15 protein-coding genes and 1 pseudogene are annotated in these 17,091 nt (G+C 58.2%); 13 read left to right on the plus strand and 3 right to left on the minus strand.

The features are described from left to right. The first annotated feature begins 2 nt into the window (after nt 1-2). Genes L362_RS22565 through L362_RS22550 form a run of 4 tightly spaced genes read left to right on the plus strand, consistent with a single transcriptional unit; the run spans nt 3 to nt 4,966 of the window. Complete coding sequence (locus L362_RS22565; protein WP_023343412.1) at nt 3-1,517, plus strand: ABC transporter substrate-binding protein; 1,515 nt, start codon at nt 3-5, stop codon at nt 1,515-1,517. A gap of 18 nt (nt 1,518-1,535) precedes the next feature. After that, nucleotides 1,536-2,477 carry an ABC transporter permease gene (locus tag L362_RS22560; protein ID WP_008500268.1) on the plus strand — a complete coding sequence of 314 codons (942 nt, stop codon included), beginning with the start codon at nt 1,536-1,538 and terminating at the stop codon, nt 2,475-2,477. Nucleotides 2,478-2,479: 2 nt separating this feature from the next. Next, nucleotides 2,480-3,355 carry an ABC transporter permease gene (locus L362_RS22555; protein ID WP_023343413.1) on the plus strand — a complete coding sequence of 292 codons (876 nt, stop codon included), beginning with the start codon at nt 2,480-2,482 and terminating at the stop codon, nt 3,353-3,355. A gap of 9 nt (nt 3,356-3,364) precedes the next feature. Beyond that, nucleotides 3,365-4,966: a gamma-glutamyltransferase family protein gene (locus tag L362_RS22550; RefSeq protein ID WP_023343414.1), complete on the plus strand. Its 1,602-nt coding sequence runs from the start codon at nt 3,365-3,367 to the stop codon at nt 4,964-4,966. 57 nt (nt 4,967-5,023) lie between these two features. Here L362_RS22550 and L362_RS22545 read toward each other — a convergent pair whose 3' ends face one another. Together L362_RS22545 and fadE are read right to left on the minus strand one after the other, a co-directional pair. Further along, complete coding sequence (locus L362_RS22545; protein ID WP_023343415.1) at nt 5,024-5,794, minus strand: amidohydrolase; 771 nt, start codon at nt 5,792-5,794, stop codon at nt 5,024-5,026. 108 nt (nt 5,795-5,902) lie between these two features. After that, complete coding sequence (fadE, locus tag L362_RS22540) at nt 5,903-8,347, minus strand: acyl-CoA dehydrogenase FadE (RefSeq protein ID WP_023343416.1); 2,445 nt, start codon at nt 8,345-8,347, stop codon at nt 5,903-5,905. A 239-nt stretch (nt 8,348-8,586) separates the two neighbouring features. Here fadE and lpcA point away from each other — a divergent pair, with 239 nt between their 5' ends. Beyond that, entirely contained in the window at nt 8,587-9,165 is a 579-nt protein-coding gene (gene lpcA / locus L362_RS22535; protein WP_008500263.1) for a D-sedoheptulose 7-phosphate isomerase, read from the plus strand. A 46-nt stretch (nt 9,166-9,211) separates the two neighbouring features. Further along, a complete protein-coding gene (locus L362_RS22530; protein WP_023343417.1) occupies nt 9,212-9,979 on the plus strand; it encodes a class II glutamine amidotransferase in 768 nt (255 codons plus the stop codon). On the opposite strand, the gene dpaA is transcribed toward L362_RS22530, so the two are convergent. Then, nucleotides 9,950-10,690 carry a peptidoglycan meso-diaminopimelic acid protein amidase gene (gene dpaA / locus L362_RS22525; protein WP_008500261.1) on the minus strand — a complete coding sequence of 247 codons (741 nt, stop codon included), beginning with the start codon at nt 10,688-10,690 and terminating at the stop codon, nt 9,950-9,952. The two genes, L362_RS22530 and dpaA, sit on opposite strands and share 30 nt — an antisense overlap. Before the next feature lie 298 nt (nt 10,691-10,988). On the opposite strand from dpaA, the gene L362_RS22520 reads away from it, so the two are divergent. The 7 genes and pseudogenes from L362_RS22520 (at nt 10,989) to nqrM (ending at nt 17,030) form a co-directional block, all read left to right on the plus strand. Next, entirely contained in the window at nt 10,989-12,332 is a 1,344-nt protein-coding gene (locus tag L362_RS22520) for a Na(+)-translocating NADH-quinone reductase subunit A (RefSeq protein WP_023343418.1), read from the plus strand. A 3-nt stretch (nt 12,333-12,335) separates the two neighbouring features. Beyond that, nucleotides 12,336-13,571, plus strand: a complete 1,236-nt coding sequence (locus L362_RS22515) for an NADH:ubiquinone reductase (Na(+)-transporting) subunit B (RefSeq protein WP_023343419.1) — start codon at nt 12,336-12,338, stop codon at nt 13,569-13,571. Continuing rightward, nucleotides 13,564-14,358: a Na(+)-translocating NADH-quinone reductase subunit C gene (locus tag L362_RS22510; RefSeq protein ID WP_023293210.1), complete on the plus strand. Its 795-nt coding sequence runs from the start codon at nt 13,564-13,566 to the stop codon at nt 14,356-14,358. The genes L362_RS22515 and L362_RS22510 overlap by 8 nt, the downstream gene beginning before the upstream one ends. Next, nucleotides 14,351-14,990: pseudogene (locus L362_RS0122655) on the plus strand (NADH:ubiquinone reductase (Na(+)-transporting) subunit D). Before L362_RS22510 ends, L362_RS0122655 begins: the two are co-directional and overlap by 8 nt. 6 nt (nt 14,991-14,996) lie before the next feature. Next, on the plus strand, nt 14,997-15,593 hold the full coding sequence (gene nqrE / locus L362_RS22505) for an NADH:ubiquinone reductase (Na(+)-transporting) subunit E (protein ID WP_008500255.1): 597 nt from the start codon (nt 14,997-14,999) through the stop codon (nt 15,591-15,593). A gap of 10 nt (nt 15,594-15,603) precedes the next feature. After that, nucleotides 15,604-16,827, plus strand: coding sequence for an NADH:ubiquinone reductase (Na(+)-transporting) subunit F (gene nqrF, locus L362_RS22500; RefSeq protein WP_008500254.1), 1,224 nt, complete (start codon nt 15,604-15,606; stop codon nt 16,825-16,827). Beyond that, complete coding sequence (gene nqrM, locus L362_RS22495) at nt 16,827-17,030, plus strand: (Na+)-NQR maturation NqrM (RefSeq protein ID WP_023615899.1); 204 nt, start codon at nt 16,827-16,829, stop codon at nt 17,028-17,030. Before nqrF ends, nqrM begins: the two co-directional genes overlap by 1 nt. The last annotated feature ends 61 nt before the right edge of the window (nt 17,031-17,091 follow it).

Below are 17,091 nucleotides of genomic sequence, written 5' to 3' on the forward strand. Positions count from 1 at the left end.
TAATGACAATGCGTAATTCTCTTTTGACCGTACTGGGAAGTGTTATGTTGCTTGGCGCGGCGCTGCCCGCCCATTCTGAAAGCGTGCTGCGTATTGGCCTGGGGGCTGACCCGGACATGCTCGACCCGCATCTGGCGCGCACCTACTATGGCCGCTTCGTCTTTGCCTCCCTGTGCGACAGGCTGGTGGATGTGGATGAAAACCTGAAGGTCGTCCCCGGTCTGGCCAAAGACTGGGCGTGGAGTGACGACGGTAAAACCCTGACGCTCAACCTGCGCGAAGGCGTGACCTTCCATGACGGTGAGAAATTCGATGCCGCCGCGGCAAAATACAACCTCGACCGCGCCCTGACCTTAAAAGGCTCCCTGCGTAAAAGCGAGATCTCCTCCGTTGAATCGGTCGAGGTCACCGGTCCGATGCAGATTGCCCTGCACCTGAAAACGCCGGATGCGGCACTGCTGATGCAGCTCACCGACCGCGCGGGCGCGATGATGGCCCCTGAAGCGGCAAAAAAGCCTGACTTTGCCGCCCATCCGGTCTGTTCCGGCCCGTATAAATTCGACAGCCGCGTGTCCCAGGACCGCATCGTTCTGACCCGCTTCGACAACTACTGGAACAAAGACGCCTACCACTTCGACAAAATTATCTATCTGCCGATCCCGGATGCCTCCGTGCGCCTCGCGAACCTGCGCGCGGGCGATCTTGATCTGACCGAAGGCATCGCCGCCAGCGATGTTAAAACCGTCGAAGCCGACAGCAAGCTGGCGCTGGCGAAGGTGACCGGTCTGGGCTATCAGGGCATCACTTTCAACATCAATAACGGCAAGGTGCCCGCCAACGATCCGTTCAAGGACGCTCGAGTACGCGAGGCGTTTTCTCAGGCCATCGACCGCGATGCGCTAAACCAGGTGGTCTTTGAAGGGTTGTATACGCCAGCCAACCAGGCGTTTTCCACGGTGAGTCCGTATCACGTCAACCTGCCGGTCCCGCCGCGTGACGTCGATAAAGCCAAAGCCCTGCTCAAAGCGGCAGGCGTCACCGCGCCGCTGACCGTCAACCTGCTGGTGCCGAACAACCCAACCTCGCAGCAGGTGGGGCAGGTGCTGCAGGCGATGGTCGCCGAGGCGGGCTTTAACCTGAACCTGCAGATGACCGAATTCGCCACGCTGCTGGACCGCCAGCAGAGCGGGGACTATCAGCTGAGCTTCTCCGGCTGGTCGGGGCGCCCGGATCCGGACGGCAGCATCTACGGCTTTATCAACAGCAAAGGCACCCTGAACGACGGCCGCTACAGCAACGCGCAGGTCGATGAGTGGCTGACCCAGGCGCGCCAGAGTACCGACCAGGCCGCGCGCCAGCCGCTGTACGACAAGGTGGTGAAGCAGCTGCAAACCGACATGCCGATTGCCTACCTCTACTTCGAGCCGCGCATTTTTGGCCTGAACAAAAGCGTGCAGGGCTTTAAGCCGTACCCGGACGGCATCGTGCGTCTGGCCGGTTTGACGCTGGCGAAATAAACGTCCTGAGGAGAACCCATGCTGGAACTGATTTGCAAACGTCTGCTGCTGGCCGTCCCGACGCTATTGCTGGTGAGCATGATGGTGTTCGGGCTGCAAAAGCTGCTGCCCGGCGACCCGCTGATCGCCATGGCCGGGGAGGAGCGCGATCCGGCCGTCATCGCCCAGCTGCGCGCAGAGCTGAACCTCGATGCGCCGATCCCCGTGCAGTATTTCCACTGGCTGACGCGCGCGCTGCAGGGCGATCTGGGCGTCTCCTTACGCACGCATGAACCGGTGACGCAGCTGATCGCCAGCAAGCTGCCGGTTACGCTAGAGCTGTCGCTGCTGGCGATGATTATCGCGCTGGTGTTTGGCATCAGCATGGGGATCCTCGCGGCGGTGAACAAAAACAGCTGGGTCGATCACGGGGCGAACTTCGTGGCGATCTCGGGGATCTCGATCCCGCACTTCTGGCTGGGGATCCTGCTGATTCTGGTCTTTTCGGTGAACCTGCAGTGGCTGCCTGCCTCCGGCTACGTGCCGTTCAGTGAAGATCCGCTCCAGAACCTGCGCACGCTGCTGCTGCCCGCGTCCGTGCTCGGAACGGGGCTCGCGGCAACGCTGATGCGCCACACCCGCGCCTCGATGATTGCGGTACTGAAGGCGGACTACATCCGCACCGCGCGGGCGAAAGGGCTGCTGCCGAAGGCGGTGATCCTGAAGCACGCGTTCCGCAACGCGCTGGTGCCGGTGATCACCCTCACCACGCTGCTGTTTGGCGAACTGCTGGGCGGCGCGGTGCTGACCGAGCAGGTGTTCACCATTCCGGGCTTCGGCAAGATGATCGTCGATTCAGTATTTAACCGTGATTACGCGGTGGTGCAGGGCGTGGTGCTGATCGTCGCCATCGGCTTCCTGATGCTCAACCTGCTGGCCGACGTGCTTTACGTCCTTATCAACCCGAAAATGCGAGGCTAACGATGGCGGAAATGACGACCCAAACCGTTGCGCCCGCACTGCCGCGGGCGCAAAACCGGGTATTGAAAAAATTCCTCGCCAATAAAAGCGCGGTCATTGGCGCGGCAGTGGTGGGGTTCTTTGTGCTGGTGGCGCTGCTGGCGCCGTGGATTGCCCCGTTCGACCCGGTCAAAGCCAACTTCCTGGCGGTGCGCAAAGCGCCGTCGGCGATGTACTGGTTCGGCACCGACGAGCTGGGGCGAGACATCTTATCCCGCATTATCTGGGGGGCGCGCACCTCGCTGATGGCGGGCTGTATGTCTGTGGTGATTGCAGTGGTCATCGGCGTGCCGCTGGGGCTGGTGGCGGGTTACTTCCAGAAGATCTGGGACGGCGTCATCTCGCGCGTGATCGAGGCGCTGCTGGCCTGCCCGTTCCTGATCATGGCGATCGCGCTGGGGGCGTTTTTGGGCCCGAGCCTGACCAACGCGATGATCGCCATCGGCCTTTCCGCGATGCCGATCTTCGCCCGCCTGACGCGCGGCCAGGTGATCGCCATTCGCAACGAAGAGTACATCGACGGCGCGCGGGCAATTGGCCTGCCGGATCGCTGGATCATCATCAAATACGTTCTGCCCAACGTGATGTCGCCGATTCTGGTGCAGGCCACGTTGGCGATTGCCTCGGCGATAATCGCTGAAGCCAGCCTGTCGTTTTTGGGGCTGGGACAGCAGCCGCCCAATCCGTCCTGGGGCTCCATGCTCAACACCGCCAAAGGTTTTCTTGAGCAGGCCCCGTGGATGTCCATTTTCCCCGGCGTGGCGATTTTCCTTGCCGTGCAGGGCTTCAATTTACTCGGCGACGGGCTGCGCGATGCGCTCGATCCGCGCCATGACTAAGGAGTCATGATGACCAAAGCGCTAGATTTTACGTCCGGTTACGCTTCACGCCGCCCGCCGATGCTGGGCCATAACGCCGTTGCGACGTCTCAGCCGCTGGCGGCGCAGGCGGGAATGAAAATGCTGCAGCTGGGGGGAAATGCCGTGGATGCCGCCATTGCCGCCGCGATGGCGCTGACGGTGGTCGAGCCGACCGGCAACGGCATCGGCAGCGACGCCTTTGCTATCGTCTGGGACGGTGAAAAGCTGCACGGCCTGAACGCTTCCGGTCGTTCGCCTGCGAGCTGGCACGCGGATCTGTTTGCCGGAAAAACCGCGGTGCCCGAAATCGGCTGGGACGCGGTGACCGTGCCGGGGGCGGTATCCGGCTGGGTCGCCCTGGCGGAACGCTTCGGCACGCTGCCGTTGACCACCCTGGCGCAGCCCGCCATTGACTACGCGCGCAACGGCTTCCCGGTCTCCCCGCTGATTGGGCATCTCTGGCAGCGCGGCTATAGCAAGCTGAAAGATCAGCCGGGCTTCAGCGCCTGCTTCGCGCCGGAAGGCCGCGCCCCGCGCGTGGGGGAGATCTTCCGTAACCCGGCGCAGGCGAACTCGCTTGAGCTGATTGCCCGCACCAACGGCGAAGCCTTTTACCGCGGTGAGCTGGCGCAGAAAATTGCCGCCTTCGCCAGAGAGCATGGCGCGCACCTGACGGCCGAGGATCTGGCCAACCACCGCGTGGACTGGGTAGAACTGCTGTCACGCGACTTTGCGGGCGGCTCGGTGCAGGAGCTGCCGCCAAACGGGCAGGGGATCGCCACGCTGATTGCGCTCGGCATTCTTGAGCAGTGCGGCATTGAGAAGCATCATCCGGATTCCGTGCAGTCCCTGCACCTGTCCATTGAGGCGATGAAGCTGGCGCTGGCAGATCTCGACCGCTACGTGGCAGACGAAGCACACATGGCGTTCGCGGCGAAAGAGCTGCTGAGCGACCATTACCTGAAGTCGCGCGCGGCGCTGATCAACCACGACAGCGCGTCCGATTTTGTCTACGGTTCCCCGACGCAGAGCGGCACGGTCTACATCAGCACCGCGGACGCCAGCGGGATGATGGTCTCGTTTATTCAGTCCAACTATATGGGTTTCGGTTCAGGCATTGTGGTGCCGGATACCGGGATCAGCCTGCAAAACCGGGGCAGTGGCTTTGTGCTGGATCCAAATCACCCGAACGCGCTGGCGGGCAGCAAGCGTCCGTTCCACACCATCATTCCGGGCTTTGCGATGGACGGCAACGGCCAGCCGCTGATGTCCTTCGGCGTGATGGGCGGCCCGATGCAGGCGCAGGGGCACATGCAGATGGCGCTGCGCATCATGCTGCACGGGCAAAACCCGCAGGCGGCAATCGATGCGCCGCGCTGGCGCGTGGTGCAGGGCAGGGAGGTGATCGTTGAATCGACGTTCGATCGCAACACGATTGCCGCGCTGCGCGAGCGCGGGCATCAGATCGTGGTGGAAGATCCGCTTCAGGATTACAACTTCGGTGGTGCGCAGGTGATTTACCGCCTGCCGGAAGGACACTACGTGGCCGCGACGGAAAGCCGCAAAGACGGGCAGGCGTTGGTGAGTTAAAAGAAGCGAGCAACATTGGTAGGCCGGGTAAGGCGTAGCCGCCACCCGGCTTTTTTTTCACTCAATGCTAAAAGGATCCGCATCCTGCCACGCCGGAAACTTCTCCCGGTACTCCTTCAGCGCCGTCAAGGACAGCTCCGCATCAATACGCGTCGCCTGATGCGGCTCGGCGGTGGCGATGATCTCGCCCTGCGGATTCACCACCCGGCTGTCGCCGCGATAGTGATGCCCGTTGCCGTCCGTCCCCACGCGGTTGCAGCCCACCACGTACGCCTGGTTCTCAATCGCGCGCGCCACGAGCAGCGACTGCCAGTGCAGGGAGCGCGGTGCAGGCCAGTTGGCCACATATAGCGCCAGGTCGTAATCGTTGCGGTTACGCGACCACACCGGGAAGCGCAGGTCGTAGCAGACCAGCGGCAAAATACGCCAGCCGCGCCACTCGAACACCACGCGTTCGTTACCCGCTTCATAGTGATGGTGCTCATCCGCCATGCGGAACAGGTGGCGCTTGTCGTAGAAATGCACCTTTCCTTCCGGCTCGACCAGCAGGAAGCGGTTCACCGGGCCGCGTTCCGTTTGCAGCGCGGCGCTACCGGCAATCAGCGCGTTGGTCTGCTGCGCTTTGGCATGCATCCAGGCGACCACCTCATCCTGCGGCATTGACTGTTTTGCCGCTTCCATGGCGAAGCCGGTGGTGAACATTTCCGGCAGGACAATCACATCACGCCCGGTAATGTCTTCGAGTTGACGATCGAAGTGGCGCAGGTTGGCGGGGCCATCCATCCACACTAAAGGTTGCTGCAAAATAGAAATCTTCAGACCAGGCACGATACAGGCTCCTCAAACGACCACTTTTTGACACTGTAGCACGACATAACGAGAAAATGTGGCAATAAAAAACCCCGCGCGAGGCGGGGTTTGTATAAGCGAAACGCGTTATGCCGCTTCAGGTTTACGGTGCTTCTCCGGCAGCTTTACCGGCTGCGTCGCCAGCTCGTCCGGCTCGAAATCATCCACGTTAATGCTGCGCAGACGGCTCTCTTCGGCTTTCACCAGCAGAGCAGCTTCATCTTTATTGATAATGCCACCGGCCAGCGCCTGTTTTGCCAGTTCGTCCAGACGGGTAAACGGCAGGTTTTTGCCCAGCTGTTTACAGATCTTCTGGTGAATCGGATCGGCGGCCATCACGTCAAGCAGCGCCTCTTCCAGCAGACCCACCGGGTTATGCGGCGTCGGTGCCAGGTACTGACCGCGGCCGATGCGGGAACGGGTTGCGCTCGGAACCTGCAGGATCTTCGCCACTTTGTGGTCCAGCCTGTCGGACGGTGCCAGATGGTGACGACCGGTCGGGAAGATCACCACGCGCAGGGCGCCTGCCACGAAGCGGTTCGGGAAGTTCGCCAGCAGATCGTCAATCGCCTGTTCAGCCTGATACAACGCATCCTGTACGCCCCAGTGCACCAGCGGCAGATCCGCTTCCTGACGGCCTTCGTCGTCGTAACGTTTCAGGACCGCAGAGGCCAGGAAGATCTGGCTCAGCACATCGCCCAGACGGGCAGAGATACGTTCGCGACGCTTCAGGCTGCCGCCCAGCACCGCCATGGAAACGTCGGACAGCAGGGCCAGGTTGGCGCTCAGACGGTTCAGATGCTGATAATAACGTTTGGTTGCATCGCCGGTCGGCGTGGCGCTGGTAAGGCCGCGCGTCAGGCCCAGCCAGAAGCTGCGCACCTTGTTGCTGCCCACGTGACCGATATGTTTGAACAGCAGCTTATCGAAGGCATCCACGTCGTTGTTCTGCGCCGCGGCCATCTCTTCCAGCACGTATGGATGGCAGCGAATTGCGCCCTGACCGAAGATCATCATGCTGCGGGTCAGGATGTTTGCCCCTTCAACGGTGATGGCAATCGGTGCGCCCTGATAGCCGCGCGCCAGGAAGTTGCCTTCGCCGAGCATAATGCCTTTACCGCCCGCGATATCCATCGCGTCAATAATTGACTGCTGCGCGCGGTGGGTACAGTGGTACTTCACAATGGCCGACAGTACGGCCGGTTTTTCGCCCAGCATAATGCCGTAGGTAATCAGCGTGGCGGCAGCGTCCATTACGTAGGCGTTGCCCGCGATACGCGCCAGCGGCTCTTCGATACCTTCCATCTTGCCGATGGAGATTTTGAACTGACGACGGATGTGGGCGTAGGCACCAATCCCCATCGCCACTGACTTCAGACCGCCGGTTGAGTTCGACGGCAGGGTAATGCCGCGGCCCACCGACAGACATTCCACCAGCATACGCCAGCCCTGACCGGCCATTTTTGGACCACCGATGATGTAATCAATCGGCACAAAGATATCCTGGCCGCGGGTTGGACCGTTCTGGAACGGCACGTTCAGCGGGAAGTGACGACGACCAATCTCGACGCCTGGGGTGGAGGTTGGGATCAGCGCACAGGTAATGCCCAGATCTTCTTCGCCGCCCAGCAGTCTTTCCGGGTCAGAGAGCTTAAAGGCCAGACCCAGCACGGTGGCGATAGGGGCCAGCGTGATATAACGCTTGTTCCAGGTCAGGCGCATGCCCAGCACCTGCTCGCCCTGCCACTCGCCCATGCAGACCACGCCGGTATCCGGAATCGCGCCCGCATCGGAGCCTGCTTCCGGGCTGGTCAGCGCGAAGCAAGGGATTTCCTGACCGCGTGCCAGACGCGGCAGGTAGTGATCTTTTTGCTCTTCGGTACCGTAATGCTGCAGCAGTTCGCCCGGGCCTAAGGAGTTAGGCACGCCAACGGTAATCGCCAGGATGCCGGAAACGCCTGCCAGCTTTTGCAGGACGCGAGCCTGAGCGTAGGCAGAGAACTCCAGACCGCCGTACTCTTTCTTAATGATCATCGCGAAGAAGCGATGCTCTTTCAGGTACGCCCACAGCTCTGGCGGCAGATCGGCCATTTCATGGGTGATGGCAAAGTCGTTTGCCATACGGCAGGCTTCTTCTACCGGGCCGTCAATAAACGCCTGCTCTTCCGCGGTCAGACGCGGCTGCGGATAGTGATGCAGCTTTTTCCAGTCCGGATTACCCTGGAACAGGTCGCCTTCCCACCAGGTGGTGCCCGCATCAATCGCTTCTTTTTCAGTACGCGACATGGGCGGCATCACCTTGCGGAAGCCTTTGAACACCGGTGCAGAGATCATTGATTTACGCATCGGGGCAAAGTTAAACGGCAGAAGGATGATGGCAAGAGGGACTAAAAGCCAGATAGTCCAGAGACCTGCGACGCCAAGCGCAGCCGTCCAGGCCAGAAGAATCAGGCTGCTCAGGAATAAACTTACGCGGTGATAGAACAACACACCGAGCAGAACAACGGTTGCGAGAATGCTCAAAATCATCATAAAGAAAAGCTCCCTTGCTTGTAGGAGGTCTGACCACTTGTGATGATATGGTTGTAGTTGATGTTATTTCCTTTAGCAATGTGTTTACAAAATAATTACAACCTGGTTCACATTGTTCGCGTTTTACCCGGCACGAAAAAGCAAAACGCCGGACGTTTCGCATGGCTTTAGCTTCTCGCTTTTCCCGCTATCCGGTACACTCCACTGTGTTATTTCATCAATACTGAAGGATTATCCTCATGTACCAGGATCTTATTCGTAACGAACTGAACGAAGCGGCGGAAACGCTGGCGAACTTTCTGAAAGATGATGCCAATATTCACGCTATTCAGCGCGCGGCGGTCCTGCTGGCCGACAGCTTCAAAGCGGGTGGCAAAGTGCTCTCCTGCGGTAACGGCGGCTCTCACTGTGACGCGATGCACTTCGCAGAAGAGCTGACCGGACGCTATCGCGAAAACCGTCCTGGCTACCCGGCGATTGCGATTTCCGACGTGAGCCACATCTCCTGCGTAGGCAACGACTTCGGTTACGACCACATCTTCTCCCGCTACGTTGAAGCCGTAGGCCGTGAAGGCGATGTGCTGCTGGGGATCTCTACCTCTGGCAACTCCGGCAACGTGATCAAAGCGATTACTGCTGCACGTGAAAAAGGGATGAAAGTCATCACCCTGACGGGCAAAGATGGCGGTAAGATGGACGGTACGGCGGATGTTGAAATTCGCGTTCCGCACTTCGGTTATGCTGACCGCATTCAGGAAATTCACATCAAAGTGATCCACATCCTGATCCAGCTGATCGAAAAAGAGATGGCTAAGTAAGACTTCGCTGGGGGCATTCTTGCCCCCGCTGTTGTGGAGGTGTTGTATGTGCGAACTGCTCGGGATGAGCGCCAATGTGCCAACCGATATCTGCTTTAGCTTCACCGGGCTGGTTCAGCGCGGTGGGGGAACCGGGCCGCATAAAGACGGCTGGGGCATCACCTTCTACGAAGGCAAAGGGTGTCGCACGTTCAAAGATCCACAGCCCAGCTTTAACTCACCGATTGCCAAACTGGTGCAGGACTATCCTATCAAGTCCCGCTCGGTGATCGCCCATATTCGCCAGGCTAACCGTGGCGAAGTGGCGCTGGAAAATACCCATCCGTTTACCCGGGAACTGTGGGGCCGAAACTGGACCTACGCGCACAACGGGCAACTCACGGGCTATAAGTCGCTGGAGACGGGCAATTTCCGCCCGGTAGGCGAAACCGACAGTGAAAAAGCCTTTTGCTGGCTGCTGCACAAGCTGACGGAGCGCTATCCCCGCACGCCAGGCAATATGGCTGCCGTGTTTAAATACATCGCGACGCTGACGACCGAGCTACGCGAAAAAGGCGTGTTCAACATGCTGCTCTCAGACGGCCGCTATGTGATGGCGTTCTGCTCGACGAATTTGTTCTGGATCACCCGCCGTGCGCCGTTTGGCGTGGCAACGCTGCTCGATCAGGATGTGGAGATAGACTTTCAGAAGGAGACCACACCGAACGATGTGGTCACTGTTATTGCAACGCAGCCGCTGACGGGCAACGAAACCTGGCAAAAGATTATGCCAGGCGAGTGGGTGCTATTTTGTCTCGGGGACCGTGTAATTTGACGCCAGCTGTGGATGGACAACTTCGTGGCTCAGCGGCTTGCTGACCACGTAACGGCCATCCACAACCGAGACAACAGGCGGCTTGTGAGTCTGCTCGAAGTAGTCATAGCCGGGTTTCAGCTGTTTCCAGAAATCCGCGTAGTACGAGTACTTGTGACGCGCCATGTTGGCATCCGTCATGCGGAACGGATAGATGCTGACCTGAACGTTTGGCTGACCAAAGACCAACGCGCCGGTGACAAACTGGAAAATCTCATCAATGCCGGAATCGGTCATCGCGTAGCAGCCGATAGACACGCAGGCACCGTGGATCATCAGGTATTTACCTTCATAACCGTGTGCACGGTCATAGGCATTCGGGAAACCGATATTGATGGCTTTATAGAAACGGCTGTCTGGTTTGAGCTGGCTACGCTGAACGTTGTAGAACCCTTCCGGACTTTTGAAATCGCCCTGACGCTGTTTTGGCCCTAATCCACCGGAGTAGTTACAGATTTTGTAGCTATCAAGCAGCTGATACGTCTCACCCATTTTTACAAACAGATCGAGAGTGCGTTCTTCCTTGAAGATCTGAATATAAACCGGCGATCCCATTAACTGCTGTTTATATTCTTTGCTGATCGGCGTCGTTGAGCTATTACTGCTGAGCAGTCCGGCAAACGACATGCACGGAATCAGAAGCATCGCAATGAACAATGCGATTTTACGCATACTACTAGTTCCTTGATAAAACCATGACCAACTTGCCAGGACGGCAAAAGAGACCCGAAATCAGATTATTCTGTTAGGAGCGCTCACATTAGCACCGCTATAGATTTTCGCAAGAGCCGGGCGGTGAGTTTACAAATTAGTTTTACTTTATAAACCATCAAAATCGCGATGGCTCCAGGAACTTTGCGCATTAGCTCGCAATTTGGCGCGCGCGACGGCGGATTCGCTGCCCGCGAGAAGGGGAAAATGTTACACTTCGCGGCCACTGGATTGTTGTTCATGGAAACCTGCTAACCACATGTTTAAAATCAAAAAAGGACTTGATCTGCCGATTGCAGGCGTGCCCGCGCAGCGCGTTTCGACAGGCGCAAGTGTCCGTCATGTCGCCATTATGGGCGACGACTACCTGGGAATGCGACCTTCGATGTTGGTACAGGAAGGCGATCGCGTGATCAAAGGCCAGGCGCTCTTTGAGGACAAAAAAAATCCCGGCGTGATGTTTACAGCCCCCGCGAGCGGCACCGTTGTGGCGATCAACCGTGGCGAACGGCGCGTTCTGCAGTCGGTGGTGATCCGCATTGAAGGCGATGAACAGCGTGAATTCGCCCGTTACGATGCCGCAGACCTCGCGTCGCTGAGCCGTGAGGCTGTTCAGGCTCAGCTTCTGGCGTCCGGTTTATGGACCGCGTTTCGCACGCGTCCCTTCAGTAAATCCCCGGTTCCCGGCACGGAACCGGCCGCGATTTTCGTCACCGCAATGGATACCAACCCGCTCAGCGTGGATCCGCAGCCGGTTATCCTGGCACAGCGCAAAGCCTTTGATGCCGGGCTTACCGTTTTAACCCGTCTGACGTCGGGAAAAGTCCACGTTTGCCAGGCCGGTGGCGGCAAGCTTGGCGGTCATCCTCAGGGGCAGGTCACGTTTAATGAGTTTGCTGGCCCGCATCCGGCGGGTCTGGTCGGGACGCACATCCATTTCCTTGAGCCGGTGAGCCTGACGAAACAGGTCTGGCATCTTAATTATCAGGACGTCATCGCCATCGGTACGCTCTTCACCTCCGGAGAGCTGTGCGCGGAACGTATCATCGCCATCGGTGGGCCGCAGGCTGCAAACCCGCGTCTGGTGAAGACGCTGATTGGCGCGAATATCTATGAACTGCTGAACGAAGAAACCAAGGCAGGCGAAAACCGGCTGATTTCCGGTTCGGTCCTCAGTGGCCGCCATGCCGTGCAGGCGCACGCCTATCTGGGACGTTTCCATTTGCAGGTCAGCATTGTGCAGGAAGGCCGCGAGAAAGAGCTGTTCGGCTGGGTGCTGCCCGGTGCGGAAAAATACTCCGTCACCCGTACCACGCTGGGGCACTTCCTGCGTAATAAGCTGTTTAGCTTCTCGACCAGTACGCACGGCGGCGAGCGCGCTATGGTCCCGATTGGCAACTACGAGCGCGTCATGCCGCTGGATATTCTGCCGACCATGCTGTTGCGTGATCTGCTCGCTGGCGATACCGACAGCGCGCAGGCGCTGGGCTGTCTGGAACTGGACGAAGAAGATCTGGCGCTCTGTACCTATGTCTGTCCGGGAAAATACGAATATGGACCGGTATTGCGCGAGGTGTTAACCCGCATTGAGCAGGAAGGATAACCGATGGGCTTAAAACACCTCTTTGAAAAAATTGAGCCGCACTTTACCGAAGGGAAGCTCAAAAAGTACTACCCGCTGTATGAAGCCACGGCGACCATTTTCTACACGCCGGGGCTGGTGACGAAAGGAGCGGCGCACGTCCGTGACGCCATCGACCTTAAGCGGATGATGATCCTGGTGTGGTTTGCGGTCTTCCCGGCGATGTTCTGGGGGATGTACAACGTCGGTCTGCAGACCATTCCGGCGCTGCACCACATGTACGATGCGCAGCAGCTGGCGCAGGTGCTTCAGTCTGACTGGCACTACCGTCTGGCCCAGTCGTTAGGGGTGAGCTTTGCGCCAGACGCGGGCTGGGTGAGCATGATGACGCTGGGGGCGGTGTTCTTCCTGCCGATTTACATCACGGTCTTTATCGTGGGCGGCTTCTGGGAAGTGCTGTTTGCCATCATCCGTAAACATGAGATCAACGAAGGCTTCTTCGTGACCTCTATTCTGTTTGCCCTGATTGTTCCCCCGACGCTACCGCTCTGGCAGGCAGCGCTGGGCATCAGCTTTGGCGTGGTCATTGCCAAAGAGATCTTCGGCGGCACCGGGCGGAACTTCCTTAACCCGGCGCTGGCGGGGCGTGCGTTCCTCTTCTTTGCCTATCCGGCGCAAATATCCGGCGACCTGGTCTGGACGGCGGCAGACGGTTTTTCCGGCGCGACGCCGCTTTCACAGTGGGCGGCACACGGCGGCGAAACGCTGGTGAACAACGCGACGGGTCAGCCTGTGACCTGGTTTGATGCCTTTATTGGCAACATTCCGGGTTCCATTGGTGAAGTTTCAACGCTGATGATTTTGATTGGTGGGGCGATCATCCTGTTTGGGCGCGTGGCCTCCTGGCGAATTGTGGCGGGCGTGATGATCGGCATGGTGCTGACCGCAACGATGTTCAACGTTATCGGTTCGACCACCAACCCAATGTTCTCCATGCCCTGGTACTGGCATCTGGTACTGGGTGGCTTCGCGTTTGGCATGATGTTCATGGCAACCGACCCCGTCTCAGCCTCGTTTACGGACAAAGGTAAATGGAACTATGGCGTGCTCATTGGCGCGATGTGTGTCCTGATCCGCGTGGTCAACCCGGCGTACCCGGAAGGAATGATGCTGGCCATTCTGTTTGCCAACCTGTTTGCGCCACTCTTCGATTACCTGGTGGTGCGGGCTAACATTAAGCGGAGGAAGGCGCGTGGCTGAAGTTAAAAATAACGACAGTATCAGCAAAACGCTGCTGGTGGTGCTGGTGCTCTGTCTGGTCTGTTCGATTGTCGTGGCCGGCTCTGCCGTGGGGTTAAAACCCCTGCAGCAGGCGCAACGTGCGCTGGATAAACAGCGCAACATACTGGCCGTGGCCGGGTTGATGCAGGAAGGGATGAGTGCAGACGACGTCTCGGCGGTATTTGCGGAGCGTATTTCACCGCGTCTGGTGGATTTGAAAACCGGCCAGCTGTTGGATAAAGATCCGGCGAAGTATAACCAGGCGCTGGCGCTGAAAGATCCGCAGATGAGCCTGACGCTCGAGGCATCGCAAGATCCCGCCGGGATTAAGCGCCGCAGCAATCTCGCCGAAATTTATCTGGTGCGTGACCCCCAAAAACGCATTCAGGAAGTGGTGCTTCCTGTCTACGGCAACGGCCTGTGGTCAATGATGTATGCCTTTGTGGCGCTTGATACGGATGGCCGTACCGTAAAAGGCATTACGTATTACGACCAGGGCGAAACGCCGGGGCTGGGGGGCGAAGTAGAAAACCCGAACTGGCGGGCACAGTTTATCGGTAAGAAAGTGCTCGACGATAACGGTCTGCCTGCGCTGAAGGTGATGAAAGGGGCGGCACGTCCCGGTGACGACTACGCCGTCGACGGGCTGTCCGGCGCCACGCTCACCTCCAAAGGCGTGCAGCACAGTTTTGATTTCTGGATGGGCGAGCTGGGTTTTGGTCCTTTCCTGAAAAACGTACGTGAAGGAGCGCTGAACAATGGCTGATACCGGTGAACTGAAAGAAGTCAAAAAGGTGCTCATTGGCCCACTGCTGGCCAATAACCCGATTACGCTGCAGGTGCTGGGCGTCTGTTCAGCCCTGGCGGTGACGACCAAGCTGGAAACGGCGGTGGTGATGACGCTGGCGGTCACGCTGGTCACGGCATTTTCGAGCATGTTTATCTCGATGATCCGCCACCACATTCCCAACAGCGTGAGGATCATTGTGCAGATGGCGATCATCGCCTCGCTGGTGATCGTGGTCGATCAGCTGCTGCGCGCCTTCGCCTATGAAACCTCCAAACAGCTCTCGGTGTTTGTCGGGCTGATCATCACCAACTGTATTGTGATGGGGCGTGCGGAAGCCTACGCCATGAAAATGCCCGCCGCTGGCGAGTTTTATGGACGGTATCGGTAACGGCCTCGGCTACGGTGTGATCCTGCTGACCGTTGGCTTCCTGCGTGAGCTCATTGGCAGCGGTAAGCTGTTTGGCATCACGGTGCTGGACACGGTGCAAAACGGTGGATGGTATCTGCCAAACGGCCTGTTCCTGCTGGCTCCCAGCGCATTTTTCATTATCGGTTTGTTGATCTGGCTGATTCGTACCTTGAGACCAGAACAGCAGGAAAAGGAGTAACCGACGATGGCTCATTACCTGAGTTTGTTTGTGCGCGCGGTGTTTGTTGAAAACATGGCGCTCGCGTTTTTCCTCGGCATGTGTACGTTCCTTGCGGTGTCCAAAAAAGTGTCGACGGCATTTGGGCTGGGTATCGCGGTCACCGTGGTGCTTGGCTTATCTGTACCGATTAACAATCTGGTCTACAACTTTGTGCTGCGGGACGGCGCGCTGGTGGAAGGGGTTGACCTCAGCTTCCTGAACTTCATCACCTTTATTGGCGTGATTGCCGCGCTGGTGCAAATCCTGGAGATGATCCTCGATAAGTACTTCCCGTCGCTGTACAACGCGCTGGGGATCTTCCTGCCGCTGATCGCGGTGAACTGCGCCATCTTCGGCGGCGTCTCGTTTATGGTTCAGCGTGATTACAACTTCAGTGAATCCGTGGTGTACGGTTTCGGCTCCGGCATCGGCTGGATGCTGGCGATTGTCACCATGGCGGGGATCCGCGAAAAAATGAAATATGCCAACGTGCCTGCAGGCCTGCGTGGCTTAGGGATCACCTTTATCACCACCGGGCTGATGGCGCTGGGCTTCATGTCCTTCTCCGGTGTGCAGCTATAAGGGCTAACAGATGGAAATTATTCTTGGCGTGGTGATGTTCACGCTGATTGTACTGGTGCTGTCAGGGCTCATTCTGGCGGCGCGCGCGAAGCTGGTGAATTCCGGCGACGTGGTGATTGATATTAACGACGATCCGCAGAATCAGATCCGCACGCCTGCGGGAGATAAGCTGCTCAACACGCTGTCCGGTAACGGCATTTTTGTCTCCTCGGCCTGCGGCGGCGGCGGCTCCTGTGGGCAGTGCCGCGTGACGGTAAAAGAGGGTGGCGGCGATATTCTGCCCACCGAGCTGTCGCATATCACAAAGCGTGAGGCAAAAGAGGGCTGCCGTCTGGCCTGTCAGGTCGCAGTGCGTCAGAACATGAAGATTGAACTGCCGGAAGAGATTTTCGGCGTCAAAAAATGGGAATGTGAAGTTATCTCTAATGATAACAAAGCTACTTTTATCAAAGAGCTGAAGCTGCGGGTACCGGAAGGGGAAGATGTCCCGTTCCGCGCCGGAGGATACATTCAGATTGAGTGCCCTGAGCATACCGTGGCGTATGCGGACTTTGACGTTCCGCAGGCGTACCGCGCCGACTGGGACAAATTCAATCTCTTCCGCTTTGTATCTGAGGTGAAAGAGCCGACGCTGCGCGCCTACTCGATGGCCAACTACCCTGAAGAGAAGGGCATTATCATGCTCAACGTGCGTATCGCCACGCCGCCACCAAATGTGCCGGATGCGCCGCCGGGCGTGATGTCATCATACATCTGGTCCCTGAAGCCGGGCGATAAGGTGACCATCTCCGGCCCGTTCGGGGAGTTCTTCGCGAAAGATACCGACGCGGAAATGGTCTTTATCGGCGGCGGTGCCGGCATGGCCCCGATGCGCTCGCACATCTTTGACCAGCTCAAGCGGCTCGGCAGCAAGCGTAAAATCAGCTTCTGGTACGGGGCGCGTTCGCTGCGTGAGATGTTCTACGATGATGAGTTTGAACAGCTGGCGCGTGAAAACCCGAACTTTACCTTCCACGTGGCGCTCTCCGATCCGCAGCCGGAAGATAACTGGACGGGCTATACGGGGTTCATCCACAACGTGCTGTATGAAAACTACCTTAAACAGCACCCGGCGCCCGAGGACTGCGAGTTCTATATGTGTGGTCCGCCGATGATGAACGCCGCCGTGATTAAGATGCTGAAAGATCTCGGCGTCGAAGATGAGAACATCATGCTCGATGACTTTGGAGGCTGATGATGCTGACGTTTCTGGCAACCTTTGTGGTTTTTGTACTTGTCATCTTTGGCATGTCTTTAGGCTGGATCGTTAAGCGGAAAAGCATTCAGGGCAGCTGCGGCGGTATTTCCTCCATTGGCATGGAGAAGGTCTGCGACTGCCCGGAACCGTGCGACGCCCGCAAAAAACGCATGGCGCGCGAGCAGCAGCGCATTATTTAAGTTTTTGTAGGCCGGGTAAGGCAAAGCCGCCACCCGGCATTCTTACATCTGCTTCTCAATC

Origin of the sequence: Enterobacter sp. MGH 16, assembly GCF_000493175.1 — a bacterium.
GTDB classification, from domain to species: Bacteria; Pseudomonadota; Gammaproteobacteria; order Enterobacterales; family Enterobacteriaceae; genus Enterobacter; species Enterobacter roggenkampii.

What these genes read in the sequence shown, in the direction of transcription:
- nqrM (WP_023615899.1), top strand. Translation starts at nt 16,827, where the DNA reads ATGATGCTGACGTTTCTGGCAACCTTTGTGGTTTTTGTACTTGTCATC.
- L362_RS22555 (WP_023343413.1), top strand. Translation starts at nt 2,480, where the DNA reads ATGGCGGAAATGACGACCCAAACCGTTGCGCCCGCACTGCCGCGGGCG.
- dpaA (WP_008500261.1), bottom strand. Translation starts at nt 10,690, where the DNA reads ATGCGTAAAATCGCATTGTTCATTGCGATGCTTCTGATTCCGTGCATG.
- L362_RS22560 (WP_008500268.1), top strand. Translation starts at nt 1,536, where the DNA reads ATGCTGGAACTGATTTGCAAACGTCTGCTGCTGGCCGTCCCGACGCTA.
- L362_RS22550 (WP_023343414.1), top strand. Translation starts at nt 3,365, where the DNA reads ATGACCAAAGCGCTAGATTTTACGTCCGGTTACGCTTCACGCCGCCCG.
- nqrF (WP_008500254.1), top strand. Translation starts at nt 15,604, where the DNA reads ATGGAAATTATTCTTGGCGTGGTGATGTTCACGCTGATTGTACTGGTG.
- L362_RS22515 (WP_023343419.1), top strand. Translation starts at nt 12,336, where the DNA reads ATGGGCTTAAAACACCTCTTTGAAAAAATTGAGCCGCACTTTACCGAA.
- lpcA (WP_008500263.1), top strand. Translation starts at nt 8,587, where the DNA reads ATGTACCAGGATCTTATTCGTAACGAACTGAACGAAGCGGCGGAAACG.
- L362_RS22520 (WP_023343418.1), top strand. Translation starts at nt 10,989, where the DNA reads ATGTTTAAAATCAAAAAAGGACTTGATCTGCCGATTGCAGGCGTGCCC.
- fadE (WP_023343416.1), bottom strand. Translation starts at nt 8,347, where the DNA reads ATGATGATTTTGAGCATTCTCGCAACCGTTGTTCTGCTCGGTGTGTTG.
- L362_RS22530 (WP_023343417.1), top strand. Translation starts at nt 9,212, where the DNA reads ATGTGCGAACTGCTCGGGATGAGCGCCAATGTGCCAACCGATATCTGC.
- L362_RS22565 (WP_023343412.1), top strand. Translation starts at nt 3, where the DNA reads ATGACAATGCGTAATTCTCTTTTGACCGTACTGGGAAGTGTTATGTTG.
- nqrE (WP_008500255.1), top strand. Translation starts at nt 14,997, where the DNA reads ATGGCTCATTACCTGAGTTTGTTTGTGCGCGCGGTGTTTGTTGAAAAC.